This window comes from Escherichia sp. WS338 (genome assembly GCF_046486405.1).
In the GTDB taxonomy this organism is placed as follows: Bacteria; Pseudomonadota; Gammaproteobacteria; order Enterobacterales; family Enterobacteriaceae; genus Escherichia; species Escherichia coli.
The window spans coordinates 232019-253425 of the sequence record NZ_JBJQLL010000005.1; the positions used below are offsets into that span (position 1 = coordinate 232019).

At 51.1% G+C, this 21407-nt stretch carries 19 protein-coding genes; 10 read left to right on the forward strand and 9 right to left on the reverse strand.

Annotated features, from left to right (window positions below):
• Positions 1-43 precede the first annotated feature (43 nt).
• The gene (gene dmlR, locus ACJHWT_RS06670; protein WP_001061578.1) at positions 44-967 is read right to left on the reverse strand and encodes a DNA-binding transcriptional regulator DmlR; all 924 of its coding nucleotides are present in this window, start codon (positions 965-967) and stop codon (positions 44-46) included.
• Positions 968-1069: 102 nt separating this feature from the next.
• Here dmlR and dmlA point away from each other — a divergent pair, with 102 nt between their 5' ends.
• The 4 genes from dmlA (at position 1070) to yeaX (ending at position 6193) form a co-directional block, all read left to right on the forward strand.
• Positions 1070-2155 carry a multifunctional D-malate/3-isopropylmalate/tartarate dehydrogenase gene (dmlA, locus tag ACJHWT_RS06675; RefSeq protein WP_000978491.1) on the forward strand — a complete coding sequence of 362 codons (1086 nt, stop codon included), beginning with the start codon at positions 1070-1072 and terminating at the stop codon, positions 2153-2155.
• 250 nt (positions 2156-2405) lie between these two features.
• Positions 2406-4016, forward strand: coding sequence for a BCCT family transporter YeaV (yeaV, locus tag ACJHWT_RS06680; protein ID WP_000987541.1), 1611 nt, complete (start codon positions 2406-2408; stop codon positions 4014-4016).
• A 31-nt stretch (positions 4017-4047) separates the two neighbouring features.
• Entirely contained in the window at positions 4048-5172 is a 1125-nt protein-coding gene (yeaW, locus tag ACJHWT_RS06685; protein WP_000067819.1) for a carnitine monooxygenase, oxygenase subunit YeaW, read from the forward strand.
• 55 nt (positions 5173-5227) lie between these two features.
• Positions 5228-6193, forward strand: a complete 966-nt coding sequence (yeaX, locus tag ACJHWT_RS06690) for a carnitine monooxygenase reductase subunit YeaX (protein WP_001286989.1) — start codon at positions 5228-5230, stop codon at positions 6191-6193.
• A 46-nt stretch (positions 6194-6239) separates the two neighbouring features.
• Here yeaX and rnd read toward each other — a convergent pair whose 3' ends face one another.
• The 5 genes from rnd to ACJHWT_RS06715 form a co-directional block, all read right to left on the reverse strand.
• Positions 6240-7355: a ribonuclease D gene (rnd, locus tag ACJHWT_RS06695; protein WP_001317879.1), complete on the reverse strand. Its 1116-nt coding sequence runs from the start codon at positions 7353-7355 to the stop codon at positions 6240-6242.
• Between the two features lie 81 nt (positions 7356-7436).
• On the reverse strand, positions 7437-9122 hold the full coding sequence (gene fadD / locus ACJHWT_RS06700) for a long-chain-fatty-acid--CoA ligase FadD (RefSeq protein ID WP_001695820.1): 1686 nt from the start codon (positions 9120-9122) through the stop codon (positions 7437-7439).
• Positions 9123-9326: 204 nt separating this feature from the next.
• On the reverse strand, positions 9327-9908 hold the full coding sequence (gene yeaY, locus ACJHWT_RS06705) for a Slp family lipoprotein YeaY (protein ID WP_000290576.1): 582 nt from the start codon (positions 9906-9908) through the stop codon (positions 9327-9329).
• 38 nt (positions 9909-9946) lie between these two features.
• Positions 9947-10642, reverse strand: coding sequence for a tRNA (adenosine(37)-N6)-threonylcarbamoyltransferase complex dimerization subunit type 1 TsaB (gene tsaB / locus ACJHWT_RS06710; RefSeq protein ID WP_001220956.1), 696 nt, complete (start codon positions 10640-10642; stop codon positions 9947-9949).
• A 57-nt stretch (positions 10643-10699) separates the two neighbouring features.
• The gene (locus ACJHWT_RS06715; protein WP_000128866.1) at positions 10700-12610 is read right to left on the reverse strand and encodes an ATP-dependent DNA helicase; all 1911 of its coding nucleotides are present in this window, start codon (positions 12608-12610) and stop codon (positions 10700-10702) included.
• 132 nt (positions 12611-12742) lie between these two features.
• Here ACJHWT_RS06715 and ACJHWT_RS06720 point away from each other — a divergent pair, with 132 nt between their 5' ends.
• Complete coding sequence (locus ACJHWT_RS06720; protein ID WP_000158029.1) at positions 12743-13087, forward strand: RidA family protein; 345 nt, start codon at positions 12743-12745, stop codon at positions 13085-13087.
• A 421-nt stretch (positions 13088-13508) separates the two neighbouring features.
• Positions 13509-13808 (forward strand): DUF1889 family protein, encoded by a 300-nt coding sequence (locus tag ACJHWT_RS06725; protein WP_001111999.1) that lies wholly within the window; start codon positions 13509-13511, stop codon positions 13806-13808.
• Between the two features lie 119 nt (positions 13809-13927).
• On the opposite strand, the gene ACJHWT_RS06730 is transcribed toward ACJHWT_RS06725, so the two are convergent.
• Positions 13928-14107, reverse strand: coding sequence for a YoaH family protein (locus tag ACJHWT_RS06730; protein WP_000457331.1), 180 nt, complete (start codon positions 14105-14107; stop codon positions 13928-13930).
• 73 nt (positions 14108-14180) lie between these two features.
• Here ACJHWT_RS06730 and pabB point away from each other — a divergent pair, with 73 nt between their 5' ends.
• From pabB to ACJHWT_RS06750, 4 genes are all read left to right on the forward strand, one after another.
• Complete coding sequence (gene pabB / locus ACJHWT_RS06735) at positions 14181-15542, forward strand: aminodeoxychorismate synthase component 1 (RefSeq protein ID WP_000855009.1); 1362 nt, start codon at positions 14181-14183, stop codon at positions 15540-15542.
• A gap of 3 nt (positions 15543-15545) precedes the next feature.
• Positions 15546-16124, forward strand: a complete 579-nt coding sequence (locus ACJHWT_RS06740) for a CoA pyrophosphatase (RefSeq protein WP_000456725.1) — start codon at positions 15546-15548, stop codon at positions 16122-16124.
• 183 nt (positions 16125-16307) lie between these two features.
• Positions 16308-17672, forward strand: coding sequence for an L-serine ammonia-lyase (sdaA, locus tag ACJHWT_RS06745; protein WP_000624298.1), 1365 nt, complete (start codon positions 16308-16310; stop codon positions 17670-17672).
• A 130-nt stretch (positions 17673-17802) separates the two neighbouring features.
• Entirely contained in the window at positions 17803-19401 is a 1599-nt protein-coding gene (locus ACJHWT_RS06750; RefSeq protein WP_001317880.1) for an EAL domain-containing protein, read from the forward strand.
• A gap of 3 nt (positions 19402-19404) precedes the next feature.
• Here the strand turns inward: ACJHWT_RS06750 and yoaE are convergent, their stop codons facing one another.
• Positions 19405-20961 carry a CNNM family cation transport protein YoaE gene (gene yoaE / locus ACJHWT_RS06755; protein ID WP_000394990.1) on the reverse strand — a complete coding sequence of 519 codons (1557 nt, stop codon included), beginning with the start codon at positions 20959-20961 and terminating at the stop codon, positions 19405-19407.
• Positions 20949-21107, reverse strand: coding sequence for a protein YoaL (locus ACJHWT_RS06760; RefSeq protein ID WP_001327808.1), 159 nt, complete (start codon positions 21105-21107; stop codon positions 20949-20951). The genes yoaE and ACJHWT_RS06760 overlap by 13 nt, the downstream gene beginning before the upstream one ends.
• Between the last annotated feature and the right edge of the window lie 300 nt (positions 21108-21407).

Consider the following 21407-nt stretch of genomic DNA (forward strand, 5'->3'; position numbering starts at 1 on the left):
ATCAGGTTTTAACCCGATATCAACGCGATAATTGAATCATTAATCAGGCATGCTCCAGTGAAAAATTCGGGTAGTGCTCGGCAAAATACTGGCGTAAAAATTCTACCGTTATCCGCACTTTCGCTGACGTCGCCAGCCTTGAAACATAAACGGCCCAGACGTTCGCTGGCTGGTAATATTCCGGTAGCACTTGCACTAAATGACCACTGGCAATGTTTTCGCTAACATCCCACCAGGAGCGCAGAGCAATCCCCTGCCCATCGAGACACCACTGATGGACAATTTCTCCATGATTAGACGACAGTGGGCCGGTAACTTTAATCGCATGGTGGCCTTCTTTATTGCGTAATTGCCAGACACCAAAAGGATGATCGCGCTCTTTAATGACCAGGCACGGCAATGCAGAAAGATCGGTTAAATGTTTCGGCGCGCCATGTTGCGCAATAAATTCCGGTGACGCGCAGAGAATGCGATAATTGGTCGCCAGTTTGCGGGCGATTAAATTAGGGGCGATATCATCGCCAATGCGAATATCGAGATCGACACCTTCATTGACCAAATCGACCAACCGGTCTTCCACATCAAAACGTAATTCCAGTTGCGGATACGCCTTCGCCAGCGCTGATAACGCCGGAGCCACCACCTGTCGTCCAAAACCAAAGCTGCTGATAATACGCAGCATCCCCTGTGGCACCTGACGCACGTCAGAAAGTTCGTCCATCATCTGACCGACATCCTGCAAAATCCGCTGCGCCCATTCATAAATCCGCTCTCCTTCTTCGGTAATGGTGACGCGGCGGGTGGTGCGGTGTAACAACACCACGTTTAGCGTTTGCTCCAGCAAGGCGATGCGCTTGCTGACGAACGCCGGAGAAACGCCCAATTCTTCTGCCACGGCGGCAAAACCAGCCCGGCGAGCCACCAGCATAAAGACGCGCAAATCGTTCAGCAGCGGTAAATTATTCATGATTCGTGTTTTATGTTTCACCAGTTACAGGGATTAATTCCTTTTCAGTCAATTATAGGATGGTGATGTTGTCAATTTTGATGGTCAGGAAGTGAGAACCCAATGATGAAAACGATGCGTATTGCTGCGATCCCGGGAGACGGGATTGGCAAAGAAGTCCTTCCTGAAGGGATTCGCGTGTTACAGGCTGCCGCTGAGCGCTGGGGCTTCGCCTTGAGTTTTGAGCAAATGGAGTGGGCGAGCTGCGAGTATTACAGCCATCACGGTAAAATGATGCCGGACGACTGGCATGAGCAACTTAGCCGTTTCGACGCCATCTATTTTGGTGCCGTCGGCTGGCCGGACACCGTTCCGGACCATATTTCGTTGTGGGGTTCGCTGCTGAAATTTCGTCGTGAATTCGACCAGTACGTCAACCTGCGCCCGGTTCGTCTCTTTCCTGGCGTTCCCTGCCCGCTGGCGGGAAAACAGCCTGGCGACATCGATTTTTACGTGGTCAGGGAAAACACCGAAGGCGAATATTCCTCGCTCGGCGGCAGAGTGAATGAAGGTACAGAGCATGAAGTCGTCATTCAGGAATCGGTATTTACTCGTCGTGGTGTCGATCGTATTTTGCGCTATGCCTTTGAACTTGCGCAAAGCCGCCCACGTAAGACGCTAACTTCTGCCACTAAATCGAACGGTTTAGCCATCAGCATGCCGTACTGGGATGAGCGAGTGGAAGCAATGGCTGAGAATTACCCGGAGATCCGCTGGGACAAGCAGCATATTGACATTCTCTGCGCACGTTTTGTGATGCAACCGGAACGCTTCGATGTGGTAGTGGCGTCCAATTTGTTTGGCGATATCCTTTCCGATCTTGGCCCGGCCTGCACCGGCACCATTGGCATTGCCCCATCCGCCAACCTGAATCCGGAACGCACTTTCCCGTCGCTCTTCGAGCCAGTCCACGGTTCCGCGCCGGATATCTACGGGAAAAAAATTGCTAACCCTATCGCCACAATTTGGGCCGGTGCAATGATGCTCGATTTTCTCGGCAATGGCGATGAGCGTTTCCAGCAAGCGCATAACGGTATTCTGGCCGCGATTGAAGAAGTGATTGCTCACGGGCCGAAAACACCTGATATGAAAGGCAATGCCACCACGCCACAGGTTGCCGACGCGATTTGCAAAATTATTTTGCGTTAAGGTCAAACCAGTTTATTTGAACCGCGTCACTGACGCGGTTTTTTTATTCGTTCTTTGCAGTAAATAACCTGCGTCATTTCACCTTTTATTGTTTCCGTTTCGTGTTTTATGGCTTTCCGTATTCTTAATTGTTTAATTTATGTAACATGCAAATAATCAATTTGTTAATTACGACAAACAACTCATTACCCTGCAAATAATTACAACTGGCAAAAGCCAGAGACGGGCTTTTATGCCCAGGAGATGACTCATGATGAGCAATGTTAAGAAAAAAGATGTGCCGTTGATAAGCATCAGCCTGGTGGCCATTCTTTTCATCGCAGCTACATTAAGCCTTTTCCCACAACAATCGGCCGACGCGGCCAACGCTATATACACTTTTGTTACGCGTACGTTAGGTTCCGCCGTACAGGTATTGGTTTTGCTGGCAATGGGACTGGTGATTTATTTAGCCACCAGTAAATACGGCAATATTCGTCTTGGCGAAGGAAAACCGGAATACAGCACGCTCTCCTGGCTGTTTATGTTTATTTGTGCCGGTTTGGGTTCTTCTACGCTTTATTGGGGGGTTGCTGAATGGGCCTATTATTATCAAACGCCTGGATTAAATATCGCACCGCGTTCACAACAGGCACTCGAATTTAGCGTTCCCTACTCCTTCTTCCACTGGGGCATCAGCGCCTGGGCAACTTATACGCTGGCCTCATTAATCATGGCTTATCACTTTCATGTGCGGAAAAATAAAGGGCTGAGCCTTTCCGGCATTATTGCTGCTATTACCGGCGTTCGCCCGCAAGGCCCGTGGGGGAAACTGGTCGATTTGATGTTCCTGATCGCCACTGTCGGCGCACTGACCATTTCCCTTGTTGTCACCGCAGCAACCTTTACCCGTGGGCTTTCCGCGCTGACCGGTTTACCCGATAACTTTACCGTACAGGCATTTGTGATCCTGCTTTCCGGCGGCATTTTTTGCCTAAGCTCGTGGATTGGTATCAACAACGGTTTGCAACGTCTAAGCAAAATGGTTGGCTGGGGCGCGTTCCTGCTGCCATTACTGGTGCTGATTGTCGGTCCAACCGAATTTATTACCAACAGCATCATCAATGCCATCGGCCTGACCACGCAAAACTTCCTGCAAATGAGCTTATTCACCGATCCGCTTGGCGATGGTTCATTTACCCGCAACTGGACCGTTTTCTACTGGCTGTGGTGGATCTCATACACGCCTGGCGTAGCAATGTTTGTCACCCGCGTTTCCCGCGGTCGTAAGATTAAAGAAGTTATCTGGGGACTGATCCTCGGCAGCACCGTCGGTTGCTGGTTCTTCTTCGGCGTAATGGAAAGCTATGCCATTCACCAGTTTATCAATGGCGTAATCAACGTCCCACAGGTGCTGGAAACACTGGGCGGCGAGACAGCTGTGCAGCAAGTTCTGATGTCGTTGCCAGCCGGTAAATTGTTCCTCGCCGCATACCTGGGCGTGATGATTATTTTCCTTGCCTCGCATATGGATGCGGTGGCCTACACCATGGCGGCAACCAGTACGCGTAATCTCCAGGAAGGTGACGATCCTGACCGTGGGCTGCGTCTTTTCTGGTGCGTGGTAATTACCCTGATCCCGCTTTCAATTCTTTTCACTGGCGCGTCGCTGGAAACGATGAAAACCACCGTCGTACTCACAGCCCTTCCGTTCCTCGTCATTTTACTGGTGAAAGTCGGCGGATTTATTCGCTGGCTGAAACAGGATTACGCCGACATTCCGGCTCATCAAGTTGAACATTACCTCCCGCAGACACCGGTTGAAGCCCTGGAAAAAACACCAGTGCTCCCTGCGGGAACCGTATTCAAAGGCGACAACTGAGCGCCATCATCCTAACGATAAAGGTATCCCTATGAGCAATCTGAGCCCTGACTTTGTACTACCCGAAAATTTTTGCGCTAACCCGCAAGAGGCGTGGACCATTCCTGCCCGTTTTTATACCGATCAGAACGCCTTTGAACACGAAAAAGAGAACGTCTTCGCCAAAAGCTGGATTTGCGTCGCTCACAGCAGCGAACTGGCGAATGCCAATGATTATGTGACGCGTGAGATCATTGGCGAAAGCATCGTGCTGGTACGTGGTCGTGATAAGGTTTTGCGCGCGTTCTATAACGTGTGTCCGCACCGTGGTCATCAGTTGTTGAGCGGTGAAGGAAAAGCAAAAAATGTGATTACCTGCCCGTATCACGCCTGGGCATTCAAACTCGATGGCAACCTGGCCCATGCACGTAACTGCGAAAACGTCGCCAATTTCGATAGCGACAAAGCGCAACTGGTTCCGGTGCGTCTGGAAGAATATGCCGGATTCGTCTTCATCAACATGGACCCTAACGCCACCAGCGTAGAAGATCAGTTACCCGGTCTGGGCGCGAAAGTGCTGGAAGCCTGCCCGGAAGTCCACGATCTGAAACTGGCGGCCCGCTTTACCACCCGCACGCCTGCCAACTGGAAGAACATTGTCGATAACTATCTCGAGTGCTATCACTGTGGTCCGGCGCATCCAGGTTTCTCCGACTCCGTACAGGTTGATCGTTACTGGCACACCATGCACGGTAACTGGACGCTGCAATACGGTTTCGCCAAACCGTCAGAACAGTCTTTCAAATTCGAAGAGGGCACGGATGCGGCATTCCACGGTTTCTGGCTGTGGCCGTGCACGATGCTGAACGTCACCCCGATCAAAGGGATGATGACGGTCATTTATGAATTCCCGGTGGATTCTGAAACTACCCTGCAAAACTACGATATTTACTTCACCAATGAAGAGTTAATCGACGAGCAAAAATCGCTGATTGAGTGGTATCGCGATGTGTTCCGTCCGGAAGATTTACGTCTGGTTGAAAGCGTACAGAAAGGGCTGAAATCGCGTGGCTATCGTGGTCAGGGGCGCATCATGGCCGACAGTAGCGGTAGCGGAATTTCCGAACATGGTATCGCCCACTTCCATAATCTGCTGGCGCAGGTGTTTAAGGACTAATGACATCGGCGGCGGTATTTTCCGCCGCTGGGCTGATTTTTGATGGAGTACAGCAATGTCAGACTATCAAATGTTTGAAGTACAGGTGAGCCAAATTGAACCGCTTACCGAACAGGTGAAACGCTTCACGCTGGTGGCAACCGATGGCAAACCATTACCTGCGTTTACCGGAGGAAGTCACGTCATTGTGCAGATGAGCGATGGTGATAACGAGTACAGCAATGCGTATTCACTACTGAGTTCGCCGCATGACACCTCTTGTTATCAGATTGCCGTTCGGCTGGAGGAAAACTCGCGCGGCGGTTCCCGCTTTTTGCATCAGCAGGTAAAATTGGGCGATCGGTTAACGATTTCAACGCCTAATAACCTGTTTGCGCTAATTCCCTCGGCAAGAAAGCATCTGTTTATCGCGGGCGGTATTGGTATCACCCCTTTCCTGTCGCACCTGGCAGAGTTGCAATACAGCGACGTCGACTGGCAGCTACATTACTGCACGCGAAATCCAGAAAGTTGCGCATTTCGTGATGAGCTAGTCCAGCATCCACAGGCTGAGAAAGTTCACTTACATCACTCATCAACCGGAACACGACTGGAATTAGCGCGATTATTGGCGGATATCGAACCTGGCACACATGTTTATACCTGTGGCCCCGAGGCGCTAAATGAAGCGGTAAGAAGTGAAGCTGCGCGTCTGAACATCGCCGCCGATACGCTGCACTTTGAGCAATTTGCTATCGAAGACAAAACCGGCGATGCATTTACCCTGGTGCTTGCCCGTTCCGGAAAAGAGTTTGTGGTGCCGGAAGAGATGACTATTTTGCAGGTTATTGAAAATAATAAAGCAGCGAAAGTGGAATGTTTATGTCGTGAAGGGGTATGCGGAACCTGCGAAACGGCAATACTGGAAGGTGAAGCTGACCATCGGGATCAGTATTTTAGCGATGAAGAGCGTGCCAGCCAGCAAAGTATGTTGATCTGTTGTTCGCGTGCGAAGGGTAAACGCCTGGTGTTGGATTTGTAGTTTGCCGAAGCCGGACTGAGCGCGCCCAGTCCGGCTTCGGAAGATTTTACTGCGGATATTCCTGCAATAAATTGTGTAATGCTTCCGCCATCAGCTCACCACGCCAGCCGGAAATCAGCTCCGGCAAATTGTTCTGCGGTTTCAGTTTCCAGTGCCAGTTCAGCAGTTGGTTGATTTGCCGACGCGATGCCAGCAATTCGGCGCTGATCTTGTGCGTTTCGCTCACGTCAGTAATCAACGACTTAATCGCTTTAAACGCTTTACGATAACCCGGCATGTCCATCAGGTTAAGCATCGGCTGCGGTAAGGCCTCTTCCGGCAATGCCTGCGCTTTTTCCACCAGCGCCAGCAGCGTTTTACCGTGAAAGCGGATTTCGCTACCGGATAAGCCCAGGCTGTCCAGTTCGCCTAAACTTCCCGGCATATAACGCGCTACGGACCACAAATGCTCTTCACGCACGACAAAGTTCACTGCCAGATCGCGCTCCCGCGCCTTGCGCAGTCGCCAGTCGGCTAACAGTTGCAGACAGGCCAGTTGGCGTGTGCGTAACTGCCAGGCATTGGTGATATCACGCCAGGCATCTTCCGGTGCAACGATTTCCTGACGACGCATTTGCATCAGGCGGCATTCATCCAGCGCCGCAGGTAGCCAGCCGGAGGCCTCCGTTTCTACCATAAGCTTTGCGGTGATCGGTAACAGATACCAGACATCCGCCGCTGCGTATTCACACTGACGTTCGGTCAGCGGTCTGGCCAGCCAGTCGGTGCGCGATTCACTCTTGTCCAGCGTAACGCCGGAATACTCTTCCACCATGGAAGCGAAACCCCATGACATCGGGCGTCCGCAGAAGGCAGCAAGGATTTGCGTGTCAATCAGGGGTTGTGGTAATTCGCCAAAGACATTGAGGAACACTTCCAGATCTTCACTGCCTGCATGGAGAAATTTTGTGATGGACGGATCGCGCAGGATCGCCTTCAGTGGTGACCAGTCGGAGATCCCGAGAGGATCAATTAGCGCCAGATGCTCACCATCAAAAAGTTGAATTAGACCCAGTTGCGGGTAATAGGTGCGCGTACGAACAAATTCAGTATCCAGGGCTATCGCCGGAAAGGCACGGACGGCTTCACACAAAGAAGCCAGCGCATCGTCCGTGGTAATCATTTGGTAATTCAAATTGTATTCTCTTTAGTGGGCGTCAAAAAAAACGCCGGATTAACCGGCGTCTGACGACTGACTTAACGCTCAGGCTTTATTGTCCACTTTGCCGCGCGCTTCGTCACGTAATTCTCGTCGCAAAATTTTTCCGACGTTAGATTTCGGTAACTCATCACGAAACTCCACCAGCTTCGGTACTTTGTAGCCTGTGAGCTGACGGCGGCAAAAAGTCACCAGTGACTCTTCGGTAAGCGATGGATCTTTTTTCACAACGAAGATTTTCACCGCTTCGCCACTGGAGCCAGAAGGTACGCCAACAGCCGCGACTTCCTGTACGCCAAGATGCTGCATGACGACATCTTCAATCTCGTTGGGATAGACGTTAAAACCGGAAACCAGAATCATGTCTTTTTTACGATCGACAATGCGCAGGAATCCTTCTTCATCCATCACCGCGATGTCGCCGGTGTGTAACCAGCCATTTTTGATGATTTCATCGGTAGCATCCGGACGCTGCCAGTAACCCAGCATCACCTGCGGTCCTTTGACACAAAGCTCACCCGGTTGACCCGGTGGTACTTCATTATCATCATCATCCACCAGTTTGGCTTCCGTCGACGGCACCGGCAAACCGATGCTACCACTATGATAATCAATATCATACGGGTTAACGCTGACCAGCGGCGCACACTCGGTCAGGCCATAACCTTCCAGCAGATACTGTCCTGTCAGTTTCACCCAACGTTCTGCCACCACTTGCTGAACAGGCATCCCTCCGCCTGCGGAAAGATGCAGACTGGAGAAATCCAGCTGCTGGAACTCTTTATTGTTCAGCAACGCATTGAACAAGGTGTTAACGCCAGTGATAGCGGTAAACGGATATTTCGCTAACTCTTTTACCAACCCTGGAATATCGCGCGGGTTAGTGATAAGCAGGTTCTGCCCACCCAGTTCGATAAACAGCAGGCAGTTAATGGTCAGTGCAAAAATGTGATACAGCGGCAGCGCCGTCACCACCAGCTCTTTGCCCGGATGCAACAGCGGACCATAGGTCGCGTTAACCTGTTCCAGGTTCGCCAGCATATTGCGGTGAGTCAGCATCGCGCCTTTCGCCACACCAGTGGTACCGCCGGTGTATTGCAGGAAAGCTAAATCTTCCGGCACCAGTTCGGGTTTGACGTACTGCATCCGGTAGCCGTTGTGCAGGGCGCTACGAAATGAAATGGCATCTGGCAGATGGTATTTCGGCACCAGACGCTTGATGTATTTAACAACGAAATTGACTACCGTGCCTTTTGCCGTAGATAGCTGATCGCCCATACGGGTCAGAATTACGTGCTGAACGGCGGTTTTATCAACCACTTTTTCCAGAGTGTGGGCAAAGTTAGACACGATAACAATCGCCGATGCGCCGCTATCGTTAAGCTGATGCTCAAGTTCACGCGGGGTATACAACGGGTTAACGTTTACGACAATCATCCCGGCACGCAAAATGCCAAACAGCGCCACCGGATATTGCAATAAATTAGGCATCATCAACGCAACGCGATCGCCTTTCTTCAGTCCCAACCCTTGTTGCAAATAAGCGGCAAACGCGCGACTGCGTTCTTCCAGTTTGCGGAAGGTCATCACCTCCCCCATATTCACAAACGCGGGTTGATCGGCGTAGCGCGCGACCGACTGCTCAAACATATCTACCAGAGATTGATAACGGTCAGGGTTGATCTCCGTCGGAACGTCCGCGGGATAACGGTTAAGCCAAACCTTCTTCAATTCTTCACCTCTAAAATGCGTGTTCGTCGTCATCGCAACCCCAAATGATATACATGCCGTTAACATAATATTAACTCATCATACCAGCTTGATAATTACCCAACGAAAAGGTTGCGAAGCGCGTCACTATTTATTTTTATCTTTACCGTAAGAATGCAGAAACAGCGGACCAGCCGCTGTTTCTTTTTCTTTAAAAACAAGCAATTATTCAGTTACAACAGTTTGTACTCTCGCGGGGCCGGGATTATACCAGCCCCATCCACCGTAGCCATAGGGCCAGCCACGACCGCCATAAAACCATGGATCAATCGGCTGAGGCGGCATAATCACCTGCTGGGTTAAATGCCAACGTTTGTAACCCGTTACCTGCATCACCATAAATTTATAGGGCGTATTACCGATTTTGCCGTCAACCGCACCGGTGATTGGCCCAACTACCGTAACCAGTTGTCCACGGAAATCTACCGGGTCCAGAAAACCGTTCACATCAGCATAAATGCGACCGCGAGAAGGTTCTCCCAGCGTCGGTCTGGCTCCGCTGTCCAGTGGTACGGTGGCAATTTCCAGGCGGGTTTTCCCTTGCTGGTTTTGTACCGCAACCACTTTGCCACCAAAGCGTGCCTCCTGACCAACGTACAGCTGCGGCGCACTCATCACCCGAACTAAATCTTGTTGCGGCGTGGGACTGCTGCCTTTAATGGCGTCCGGCACAGTAACACAACCGCTGAGCATTAGCGCAAACGTACCTGCCAGTATGCCTTTGATAACATTCTTTTGAACCGCCATGATGCGACTCCTTTTTTCTCAGGGCATACTCTTAAGATTCATTCTTTGCCCGGAAGTTTCTTCCATGCGACGTTGTTACGTAAATAAACCGGTTCGGCATGTTCCACCGCCACCGTTTTACCCTCGGCAAACATCTGACACGCAATCGGAAGCATATCTTCTGCAGCGGGCAGTAACACTTCGCCATCGCACAGGGTCAAACCGCTCTCTTTACCGAGATCCGGCCAGGCTTGCCAGCCTGTACCTACCGTCACCCATTCCCCGGAAAGCTGTTGCATCCGTTCATGAACGAGTTCGGGTTTGAGTACGGCTTCGGTTTCTTCACCGTGCCAGATACCCTTTTCATCACGCTGATATTCGGCCCAGTAAACTTCGCCCATCCGCGCATCAATAGCAGCCAGCACGCGGGTTGCGCCGTTTTTGCGCCACGCCCCTTGCGCCATTGTCATGAGCGTGGAAACGCCAATCATCGGCAGATCCGCGCCAAGCGCCAGCCCCTGCGCAATACCAATACCAATGCGCACGCCGGTAAAGCTACCGGGGCCGCGCCCGTAAGCCAGAGCGTTAATATCAGTCAGGGAAGTTCCGCTGGTGGTCAGGATATCCTGCACCATCGGTAAGATTCGTTGAGTATGTTCACGAGGGCAAAGCTCAAAATGAGCGTTGACAGTACCGTCGTTCCACAGGGCGACAGAGCAGGCCTCTGTCGCGGTATCGATAGCCAGAATTCGCATGGGTCTTCGTGCTTAGATCAATAAAAAGGCGCGCATCATACCATACTCCGTAACAAATTACCTGGAGGATGGTATCGCAAGGAAACGAACCGCACGGGCAATGTCACGGGTGCGCGGCGCTGGCGGCAGACTGGCGAGAAACGTCGCGCCGTAAGGGCGCATCACCAGCCGATTATCGCAAATCACCAGCACGCCGCGATCGTCGGCGTCGCGAATCAGTCGCCCTACTCCCTGCTTGAGAGTAATCACCGCATCCGGCAGTTGTACTTCATCGAACGGGTCACCACCACGCAAACGGCAATCTTCCATGCGCGCTTTTAATAGTGGATCATCCGGTGAGGTAAACGGCAACTTGTCGATAATCACCAATGACAATGTATCGCCACGCACATCCACCCCTTCCCAGAAGCTGCTGGTTGCCACAAGAAGCGCGTTACCGGCGCTGACAAATTGCTGCAACAGTTGCCCTTTGCTGGTTTCCCCCTGCAACAAAACGGGAAGCGTCATGGTAGCGCGGAACTGCTCGGCAAGATCGCGCATCATGGCGTGCGAGGTACAAAGCATAAAACAACGACCGTTGTTAGCTTCGATGATCGGTCGCAACATTGCCGCCAGTTGCCGTGCGGAGCCCGGTTGATTGGTTTGCGGCAGGTTGCGCGGCACACAGAGTAACGCCTGGCGGCTGTAATCAAACGGGCTGGGTAACAGCAACGACTCTGCCTGTTCAATGCCAAGCCGCGAGGTAAAATGATGCAGATCGTCGTTCACCGACAGCGTTGCTGAGGTAAAGATCCAGCTACCGGGTTTTTGCGCCATTAACTCTTTGAATTTATCCGCCACGCTGAGCGGCGTGAGCGCCAGAGTAAAATGGCGCGAAGTGCATTCGTACCAGTAGCTGTAGCCCGGCTGATTGATCTCTTTTAGCCGTTTCAGCCGCGTACGATACAACGTGGCGCGCTCAAATGCCGCATCCAGCAAGGCGGAACGCCCCAGCGACAGTTTCGCCACGTCATAACAAAGTTCCAGGGTGTCATCGAGCAGTAAAAACGCCCGTTGAATTTGCGGATTAGCTAACAGTTCGCGCAGGTTGCCACGATAACCAGGCTCACCGAGTTGCAGACGAAAATCCTGCGCGCTCTGGGCAAGGCGGTCGGCGCACTTTTGTAACTGCTGAGTATCTTTTAATTCGGTGCGATAGGCGATGGTGATGTCTTTTGCCAGGTCGAGCAGTTGTCGACTGGAGAGTGACTGACCAAAATACTGGCTGGCAATGTCAGGCAGCTGGTGGGCTTCGTCGAAGATCATGACGTCAGCTTCCGGGATCAGTTCGCCAAATCCACTCTCTTTCACCACCATATCCGCCAGAAAGAGATGATGGTTTACCACCACCACATCGGCGTCCATCGCTTTTTTGCGTGCTTTGACCACAAAGCAATCTTTATACATCGGGCAGTCGCTGCCAAGGCAGTTATCGTTGGTGCTGGTGACCAGCGGCCACGCCTGTGAATCTTCCGCCACGCTGACGCAGGTGCTGATATCACCATCGATTGTTTGATTAGACCAGGAGCGCAGCAGGATCACATCGCTTAAGATTTGTACCGGCAGATCGCCCCCCGTCAGCGCCTGCTGTTCGAGACGTTCGAGGCAGAGGTAGTTTGAGCGCCCTTTCAGCAACGCCACGTTGCCCGTATATTTCAACGCCTTTGAAACCGTTGGCAAATCGCGGCTGTAGAGCTGATCCTGCAACGCTTTTGAGCCGGTCGAGATAATGACTTTCTTTTTCGCCCGCAGCGCAGGGGCCAGGTAAGCGTAGGTTTTGCCCGTACCGGTTCCGGCTTCCACCACCAGCGGCTGGCCTTTTTCTATCGCCTGGGTGACGGCTACCGCCATCTGTCGCTGTGGTTCTCGCGGCTTAAAGCCTGGTATCGCTTTCGCCAGCTGACCGTCTGGTGCAAAATCGTCCGTCACACTACCCCCTGTTGATTTGAACAGGGATTATGTCAGGATGAGGGCGCTTTCGCCAGTTGAAGTGGTGACGGCGACCTCACATTGTGGCAGTCTTTGCAGCACGAAAATGGAAGTATTAATGAGGACAAAATGATGACTATCGTTCGTATCGATGCTGAAGCCCGCTGGTCTGATGTAGTAATCCACAACAACACTCTCTACTACACTGGTGTACCGGAAAACCTCGACGCCGATGCCTTTGAGCAAACCGCCAACACGCTGGCGCAGATTGACGCCGTGCTGGAAAAACAGGGCAGCAATAAATCGAGCATTCTGGATACCACCATTTTCCTGGCCGATAAAAACGACTTCGCGGCGATGAATAAAGCGTGGGATGCCTGGGTTGTCGCGGGTCATGCGCCGGTGCGCTGCACGGTACAAGCGGGTTTGATGAACCCGAAGTATAAAGTTGAAATTAAGATTGTGGCTGCGGTGTAAGCTTTATCGAAGCAAAATAAGTCAGACGATAATTTATCGATAATACTGGTCGGTTTTACATAAATCGACCAGAGATTAAGATATTACTGTTGATGCTTCTGCTAATTCATTATTTATTTTTATAATTTCAATTTTATCTATAAAACTAACTATATAAATAAACATAACAATGCCGTTGTGTTCGCCCTTCGATTAGCATCTCTGGTTTTCTTTCTTAGCTGAACAATTTGGTTATAGCGTGCGGACTGACCGTTAATTTTCTCCATCTTACTGGATAACACACCATGAGCTGCTACCTTTAAAACACCTGAATGTCAACAGGTTAACTCGTGCCATATCGTTATAATCCCTTTGATATTAGATGCAAATTAAGGTCATATATAGCCTTATCGATAACATGGTTAATTTTAAGGATAAGAATATGCCTGCTGTAATAGATAAAGCCCTGGATTTCATTGGTGCCATGGATGTATCAGCGCCAACACCAAGTTCGATGAATGAAAGCACGGCGAAGGGAATCTTTAAATATTTGAAAGAACTGGGAGTACCCGCGACTGCCGCTGATATTACGGCGCGAGCTGACCAGGAAGGCTGGACCCCGGGGTTCACGGAAAAAATGGTTGGATGGGCAAAAAAAATGGAGTCTGGTGAACGCATTGTGATTAAAAATCCTGAATACTTTTCAACATATATGCAGGAAGAACTAAAAGCACTGGTCTAAGTTAAATTTACATCAGCATAAATGGGTCAGGACGCTTTTAATCACATATGAAAAGCGTCCTTTTTCTCACAATCAAATAACCATTGGCTTCTATAACGAAAGCGATACGGATAAGTGTGTTACTCGTCTTCATCCTCAAAACGCGCCACGATTCGCTCGCCGGCATGGTTGGCACGCAGCTCTTCTGCCACCAACGCGATTGCCTGGCCGCTGCTCATCCCTTGAGCCATCAGTTCCTGGATCCGCTCGACAGCTTTTTGCTGCTGTTCATGGGTGAGTGAAGGTAAACCTGCAAACATTGTTAACTCCTGCTAAATTGTTGGCGCTAATTATTTCATGCTACCCGGCACATAGCCAGTAGAGTCAGGACTGATGAAGACGTTATCTCCCGCTGTGATTACTTTACCCTGGCGTCAGGACGCCGCTGAATTTTATTTCTCCCGCTTAAGCCACCTGCCGTGGGCGATGCTTTTACACTCCGGCTATGCCGATCATCCATATAGCCGCTTTGATATTGTGGTCGCCGAGCCAATTTGCACTTTAACCACTTTCGGTAAAGAAACCGTTGTTAGTGAAAGCGAAAAACGCACAACGACCACTGATGACCCGCTACAGGTGCTCCAGCAGGTGCTGGATCGCGCGGACATTCGCCCAGCGCATAACGAAGATTTGCCATTTCAGGGCGGCGCGCTGGGATTGTTTGGCTACGATCTGGGCCGCCGTTTTGAGTCACTGCCAGAAATTGCGCAGCAAGATATCGTTCTGCCGGATATGGCAGTGGGTATCTACGATTGGGCGCTCATTGTCGACCACCAGCGTCATACAGTTTCTTTGCTGAGTCATAATGATGTCAATGCCCGTCGGGCCTGGCTGGAAAGCCAGCAATTCTCGCCGCAGGAAGATTTCACGCTCACTTCCGACTGGCAATCCAATATGACCCGCGAGCAGTACGGCGAAAAATTTCGCCAGGTACAGGAATATCTGCACAGCGGTGATTGCTATCAGGTGAATCTCGCCCAGCGTTTTCATGCGACCTATTCTGGCGATGAATGGCAGGCATTCCTTCAGCTTAATCAGGCCAACCGCGCGCCATTTAGCGCTTTTTTACGTCTTGAACAGGGCGTGATTTTAAGCCTTTCGCCAGAGCGGTTTATTCTTTGTGATAATAGTGAAATCCAGACCCGCCCGATTAAAGGCACGCTACCACGCCTGCCCGATCCTCAGGAAGATAGCAAACAAGCAGAGAAACTGGCGAACTCAGCGAAAGATCGTGCCGAAAATCTGATGATTGTCGATTTAATGCGTAATGATATCGGTCGTGTTGCCGTAGCAGGTTCGGTAAAAGTACCAGAGCTCTTCGTGGTGGAACCCTTCCCTGCCGTGCATCATCTGGTCAGCACCATAACGGCGCGGCTACCAGAACAGTTACACGCCAGCGATCTGCTGTGCGCAGCTTTTCCTGGTGGCTCAATAACCGGGGCTCCGAAAGTACGGGCTATGGAAATTATCGACGAACTGGAACCGCAGCGACGTAATGCCTGGTGCGGCAGCATTGGCTATTTGAGCTTTTGCGGCAACATGGATACCAGCATTACTATCCGCACTCTGACTGCCATTAACGGACAAATATACTGCTCTGCGGGCGGTGGAATTGTCGCCGATAGCCAGGAAGAAGCGGAATATCAGGAAACTTTTGATAAAGTTAATAAGATATTACGCCAACTGGAGAAGTAAGACGTGGAATACCGTAGCCTGACGCTTGATGATTTTTTATCGCGCTTTCAACTTTTGCGCCCGCAAATTAACCGGGAAACCCTAAATCATCGTCAGGCTGCCGTGTTAATCCCCATCGTCCGTCGACCGCAACCGGGGTTGTTGCTGACTCAGCGTTCAATTCATCTGCGTAAACACGCTGGACAAGTGGCATTCCCTGGAGGCGCAGTCGATGACACGGATGCATCAGTTATCGCCGCCGCGCTGCGCGAAGCTGAAGAAGAGGTCGCTATACCGCCTTCCGCCGTTGAAGTTATCGGCGTACTGCCGCCCGTCGATAGCGTAACTGGCTACCAGGTAACCCCGGTGGTCGGCATTATCCCGCCCGATCTGCCGTATCGCGCCAGTGAAGATGAAGTCTCGGCGGTGTTTGAAATGCCGCTCGCCCAGGCATTACATCTGGGTCGTTATCACCCTTTAGATATCTACCGCCGTGGCGATTCACATCGGGTATGGCTGTCCTGGTATGAACAGTATTTTGTATGGGGAATGACCGCAGGCATAATTCGTGAGCTGGCGCTGCAAATTGGTGTGAAACCCTGACTATACTTATCTTTACATCTACAAAACACTACTTGAGACAATCATCGCAATATTAGTTAAATCGCGGTTTTTGATTAGTTTAATTCATGTGAATAGTTAAGCCAGTCGCCGCGTTCCCTCTTACACTATGCGCTGTTATTAGTTCGTTACTGGAAGTCCAGTCACCTTGTCAGGAGTATTATCGTGATTAGTCTATTCGACATGTTTAAGGTGGGGATTGGTCCCTCATCTTCCCATACCGTAGGGCCTATGAAGGCGGGTAAACAGTTCGTCGATGATCTGGTCGAAAAAGGCTTACTGGATAGCGTTACTCGCGTTGCCGTGGACGTTTATGGTTCACTGTCGCTGACGGGTAAAGGCCACCACACCGATATCGCCATTATTATGGGTCTTGCAGGTAACGAACCTGCCACCGTGGATATCGACAGTATTCCCGGTTTTATTCGCGACGTAGAAGAGCGCGAACGTCTGCTGCTGGCACAGGGACGGCATGAAGTGGATTTCCCGCGCGACAACGGGATGCGTTTTCATAACGGCAACCTGCCGCTGCATGAAAACGGTATGCAAATCCACGCCTATAACGGCGATGAAGTCGTCTACAGCAAAACTTATTATTCCATCGGCGGCGGTTTTATCGTCGATGAAGAACACTTTGGTCAGGATGCCGCCAACGAAGTGAGCGTGCCGTATCCGTTCAAATCTGCCACCGAACTGCTGGCGTACTGCAATGAAACCGGCTATTCGCTTTCTGGTCTCGCTATGCAGAACGAACTGGCGCTGCACAGCAAGAAAGAGATCGACGAGTATTTCGCTCATGTCTGGCAAACCATGCAGGCATGTATCGATCGCGGGATGAACACCGAAGGCGTACTGCCAGGCCCGCTGCGCGTGCCGCGTCGTGCGTCGGCCCTGCGCCGGATGTTAGTTTCCAGCGATAAACTGTCTAACGATCCGATGAATGTCATTGACTGGGTAAACATGTTTGCGCTGGCAGTTAACGAAGAAAACGCCGCCGGTGGTCGTGTGGTAACAGCGCCAACCAACGGTGCTTGTGGCATTGTTCCGGCAGTGCTGGCTTATTATGACCACTTTATTGAATCGGTTAGCCCGGACATCTATACCCGTTACTTTATGGCAGCGGGCGCGATTGGTGCACTGTATAAAATGAACGCGTCTATTTCCGGTGCGGAAGTCGGTTGCCAGGGCGAAGTGGGTGTTGCCTGTTCAATGGCTGCTGCGGGTCTTGCAGAACTGCTGGGCGGTAGCCCGGAACAGGTTTGCGTGGCGGCGGAAATTGGCATGGAACACAACCTTGGTTTAACCTGCGACCCGGTTGCAGGGCAGGTTCAGGTGCCGTGCATTGAGCGTAATGCCATTGCCTCTGTGAAGGCGATTAACGCCGCACGGATGGCTCTGCGCCGCACCAGTGCACCGCGCGTCTCGCTGGATAAGGTCATCGAAACGATGTACGAAACCGGTAAGGACATGAACGCCAAATACCGCGAAACCTCACGCGGTGGTCTGGCAATCAAAGTCCAGTGTGACTAATACTTCTTACTCGCCCATCTGCAACGGATGGGCGAATTTATCCCCGCTTTCTCGTCTGCTGTAATATTCCCCACTACACTTCCACTGTTGCGTCAGGCGTTTGTCGCCATACGCTTACAGGGTGGCCCGCATGCAAAAAGCACAACGGATCATTAAAACCTATCGCCGTAATCGAATGATTGTTTGTACGATTTGCGCACTCGTTACGCTCGCTTCGACCCTGAGCGTGCGATTTATTTCACAGCGTAACTTAAATCAACAACGGGTAGTACAATTCGCCAATCACGCTGTAGAGGAATTAGATAAAGTACTGCTTCCCCTACAGGCAGGTAGCGAAGTCTTGCTTCCGCTGATTGGTCTGCCCTGCTCTGTCGCCCATTTGCCATTACGTAAACAGGCGGCAAAACTCCAAACTGTGCGATCCATTGGCCTGGTGCAAGACGGCACACTTTATTGCTCCAGCATTTTTGGTTATCGCAATGTGCCCGTCGTGGACATTCTGGCTGAACTTCCTGCACCGCAACCACTTTTACGCCTGACGACCGACCATGCCCTGATTAAAGGCAGTCCGGTTTTGATTCAATGGACGCCAGCAGCGGGCAGTAGCAAAGCTGGGGTTATGGAGATGATTAACATCGACTTACTGGCGGCAATGCTGCTTGAGCCACAACTGCCGCAAATCAGTAGCGCCAGCCTGACGGTGGACGATCGGCATTTGCTCTATGGTAATGGGCTGGTAGATTCCCTTCCGCAACCTGAAAACAATGAAAACTATCAGGTTTCTTCGCAACGCTTTCCTTTTACCATTAACGTTAATGGCCCGGGGGCTACGGCGCTGGCATGGCACTATCTTCCAACACAATTACCGCTGGCGGTGCTGCTAAGTTTACTGGTGGGCTATATCGCCTGGCTGGCGACCGCTTACCGGATGAGTTTTTCCCGCGAAATCAATCTGGGCCTGGCGCAACATGAGTTCGAATTGTTCTGCCAGCCTTTGCTTAATGCGCGCAGCCAGCAATGTATTGGCGTAGAGATTTTGCTGCGCTGGAACAATCCGCGTCAGGGCTGGATTTCGCCGGATGTGTTTATTCCTATCGCGGAAGAACATCATTTAATTGTGCCACTGACCCGCTATGTGATGGCAGAAACCATTCGTCAGCGCCATGTTTTCCCGATGAGTAGTCAGTTTCATGTTGGCATTAACGTCGCACCCAGCCATTTTCGCCGTGGTGTGCTGATAAAAGATCTCAATCAGTACTGGTTTAGCGCTCACCCGATTCAGCAACTGATCCTCGAAATCACCGAACGCGATGCCTTACTGGATGTTGATTATCGGATTGCCCGCGAGCTACATCGTAAAAACGTCAAACTGGCGATTGATGACTTCGGCACCGGCAATAGTTCATTTTCCTGGCTTGAAACATTACGTCCTGACGTGCTGAAAATTGATAAGTCATTTACCGCAGCTATAGGTTCTGACGCGGTTAACTCGACGGTGACCGATATCATCATCGCACTGGGGCAAAGACTGAATATTGAACTGGTGGCGGAGGGTGTGGAAACGCAAGAACAGGCGAAATATTTGCGCCGTCATGGCGTCCATATTTTGCAAGGGTATTTGTACGCACAGCCGATGCCACTACGTGATTTTCCCAAATGGCTGGCGGGCAGCCAACCGCCGCCCGCCCGGCATAATGGACATATCACACCCATTATGCCGTTACGTTAACGCTTACTCATCTTCATCGTGCGCCGGTTGCTCTTTAACAATGCGAACCAGATCAACACGATAATCATTGGCTTCAATGATGGTGATATGCAGTGGCCCTACATCAATCACATCGCCCACACGGGGAATGTGACCATTTGCCGAGATCACGAGGCCCGCGACCGTCGCGATATCATCGTCATCGGCAAGGTGCTCAACATCAAGCGCCTGCTGCAAGGCATGCAAATCTGTACCGCCTTTTACCAGCCAGCCGTCACCGTCGGTAATGATTTCCGGCGTTTCGTCAGCGTCCGGGAATTCACCCGCAATGGCTTCCAGCACATCCAGCGGCGTGACCAAGCCTTGTACCACACCAAACTCGTTGGTCACGATAACAAAGCTCCCGCGAGCACGACGCAGCACGCCCAGCAGGTTGATCGGATCGAGGGTTTCCGGGACGATAATCGCCGGAGACGCCGAAGCAATCGCCGCCACATCAACGCCCTCTTCCAGCGCCACCAGCAGTTCTTTAGCACGTACGATACCAATGATTTCATCCAGTTCACCGCTACATACCGGGAACAGACTGTGCGGTGAAGAGAGCAGTTGCTCGCGGATTTCATCGACCCCGAGATTAGCATCAACCCAGCTTATTTCACCGCGCGGCGTCATGATCCCGCGCAGAGAACGCGACGCCAGCGTCAGTACGCCGTTAATCATGTAACGTTCTTCTTCGGCAAATGCACCTTCCGGGATCGGCATCGGCATCGGGTTATCGGCATCGTGCTGGACATTGGCCTGACGTTTCCCGCCCATCAAACGCAGGATGGCATCGGCAGTACGCGCTCGCAGCGGCAAAGTCGACTGGTGACGAATAAAGTTGCGACGCGCAATCTGGTTAAACACTTCGATGATGATCGAGAAGCCAATCGCGGCATACAGGTAACCTTTCGGAATGTGGAAACCGAAACCTTCTGCCACCAGACTCAGACCAATCATTAACAGGAAGCTCAGACAGAGCACCACCACCGTTGGATGCTGGTTAACAAATCGCGTCAGCGGTTTCGATGCCAGCAGCATAACTGCCATCGCAATCACTACCGCCGCCATCATCACCGGCAAATGGTTAACCATCCCTACTGCAGTAATTACCGCATCCAACGAGAAGACGGCGTCAAGGATGACAATCTGTGTGACGACCACCCAGAAACTGGCGTAGCCTTTACCGTGGCCGGAATCATGATCGCGGTTTTCCAGCCGTTCATGCAGTTCGGTTGTTGCTTTGAACAGCAAGAATATGCCCCCGAACAACATAATCAGGTCGCGTCCGGAGAAGGAGAAATCCATGACGGTAAATAGCGGTTTGGTCAGCGTGACCATCCATGAAATCAGCGACAGCAGCCCCAGACGCATAATCAGCGCCAGTGATAATCCCAGCAAACGCGCTTTATCGCGTTGTTTTGGCGGCAGTTTGTCAGCAAGAATGGCAATGAAGACCAGGTTATCGATACCCAGCACAATTTCGAGAACAACAAGCGTGAGTAGCCCCGCCCAAATTGAGGGGTCCATTAAGAATTCCATGACAAGCTCCTGCTTAAGGAATAGCTATTCGACGCCAGAAATAATGCAGGCGTAACGACAAAATGCAAACGAAAGGTGCGGCATAGAGTGCCAGAAAGGCAGGCGTTAAAAGGCCTGATGCTGAAATGACGTCGGTGACGATCCATACTGCGGGCTACTGCCCTATACTCCATGGTTGTTAAACGGGAGTTAAACATATCAGAGACGCCTCTGATTTGGCAAAGATTTACCTTCCTTTGCAAACGAATGTGACAAGGATATTTTACCTTTCGAAATTTCTGCTAATCGAAAGTTAAATTACGGATCTTCATCACATAAAATAATTTTTTCGATATCTAAAATAAATCGCGAAACGCAGGGGTTTTTGGTTGTAGCCCTTATCTGAATCGATTCGATTGTGGACGACGATTCAAAAATACATCTGGCACGTTGAGGTGTTAACGATA

What these genes read in the sequence shown, in the direction of transcription:
- ACJHWT_RS06720 (WP_000158029.1), top strand. Translation starts at nt 12,743, where the DNA reads ATGACTATCGTTCGTATCGATGCTGAAGCCCGCTGGTCTGATGTAGTA.
- yeaW (WP_000067819.1), top strand. Translation starts at nt 4,048, where the DNA reads ATGAGCAATCTGAGCCCTGACTTTGTACTACCCGAAAATTTTTGCGCT.
- tsaB (WP_001220956.1), bottom strand. Translation starts at nt 10,642, where the DNA reads ATGCGAATTCTGGCTATCGATACCGCGACAGAGGCCTGCTCTGTCGCC.
- ACJHWT_RS06730 (WP_000457331.1), bottom strand. Translation starts at nt 14,107, where the DNA reads ATGTTTGCAGGTTTACCTTCACTCACCCATGAACAGCAGCAAAAAGCT.
- pabB (WP_000855009.1), top strand. Translation starts at nt 14,181, where the DNA reads ATGAAGACGTTATCTCCCGCTGTGATTACTTTACCCTGGCGTCAGGAC.
- ACJHWT_RS06750 (WP_001317880.1), top strand. Translation starts at nt 17,803, where the DNA reads ATGCAAAAAGCACAACGGATCATTAAAACCTATCGCCGTAATCGAATG.
- ACJHWT_RS06725 (WP_001111999.1), top strand. Translation starts at nt 13,509, where the DNA reads ATGCCTGCTGTAATAGATAAAGCCCTGGATTTCATTGGTGCCATGGAT.
- yeaX (WP_001286989.1), top strand. Translation starts at nt 5,228, where the DNA reads ATGTCAGACTATCAAATGTTTGAAGTACAGGTGAGCCAAATTGAACCG.
- ACJHWT_RS06760 (WP_001327808.1), bottom strand. Translation starts at nt 21,107, where the DNA reads ATGGATCGTCACCGACGTCATTTCAGCATCAGGCCTTTTAACGCCTGC.
- dmlA (WP_000978491.1), top strand. Translation starts at nt 1,070, where the DNA reads ATGATGAAAACGATGCGTATTGCTGCGATCCCGGGAGACGGGATTGGC.
- yeaY (WP_000290576.1), bottom strand. Translation starts at nt 9,908, where the DNA reads ATGGCGGTTCAAAAGAATGTTATCAAAGGCATACTGGCAGGTACGTTT.
- rnd (WP_001317879.1), bottom strand. Translation starts at nt 7,355, where the DNA reads ATGATTACCACGGACGATGCGCTGGCTTCTTTGTGTGAAGCCGTCCGT.
- yeaV (WP_000987541.1), top strand. Translation starts at nt 2,406, where the DNA reads ATGATGAGCAATGTTAAGAAAAAAGATGTGCCGTTGATAAGCATCAGC.
- yoaE (WP_000394990.1), bottom strand. Translation starts at nt 20,961, where the DNA reads ATGGAATTCTTAATGGACCCCTCAATTTGGGCGGGGCTACTCACGCTT.
- dmlR (WP_001061578.1), bottom strand. Translation starts at nt 967, where the DNA reads ATGAATAATTTACCGCTGCTGAACGATTTGCGCGTCTTTATGCTGGTG.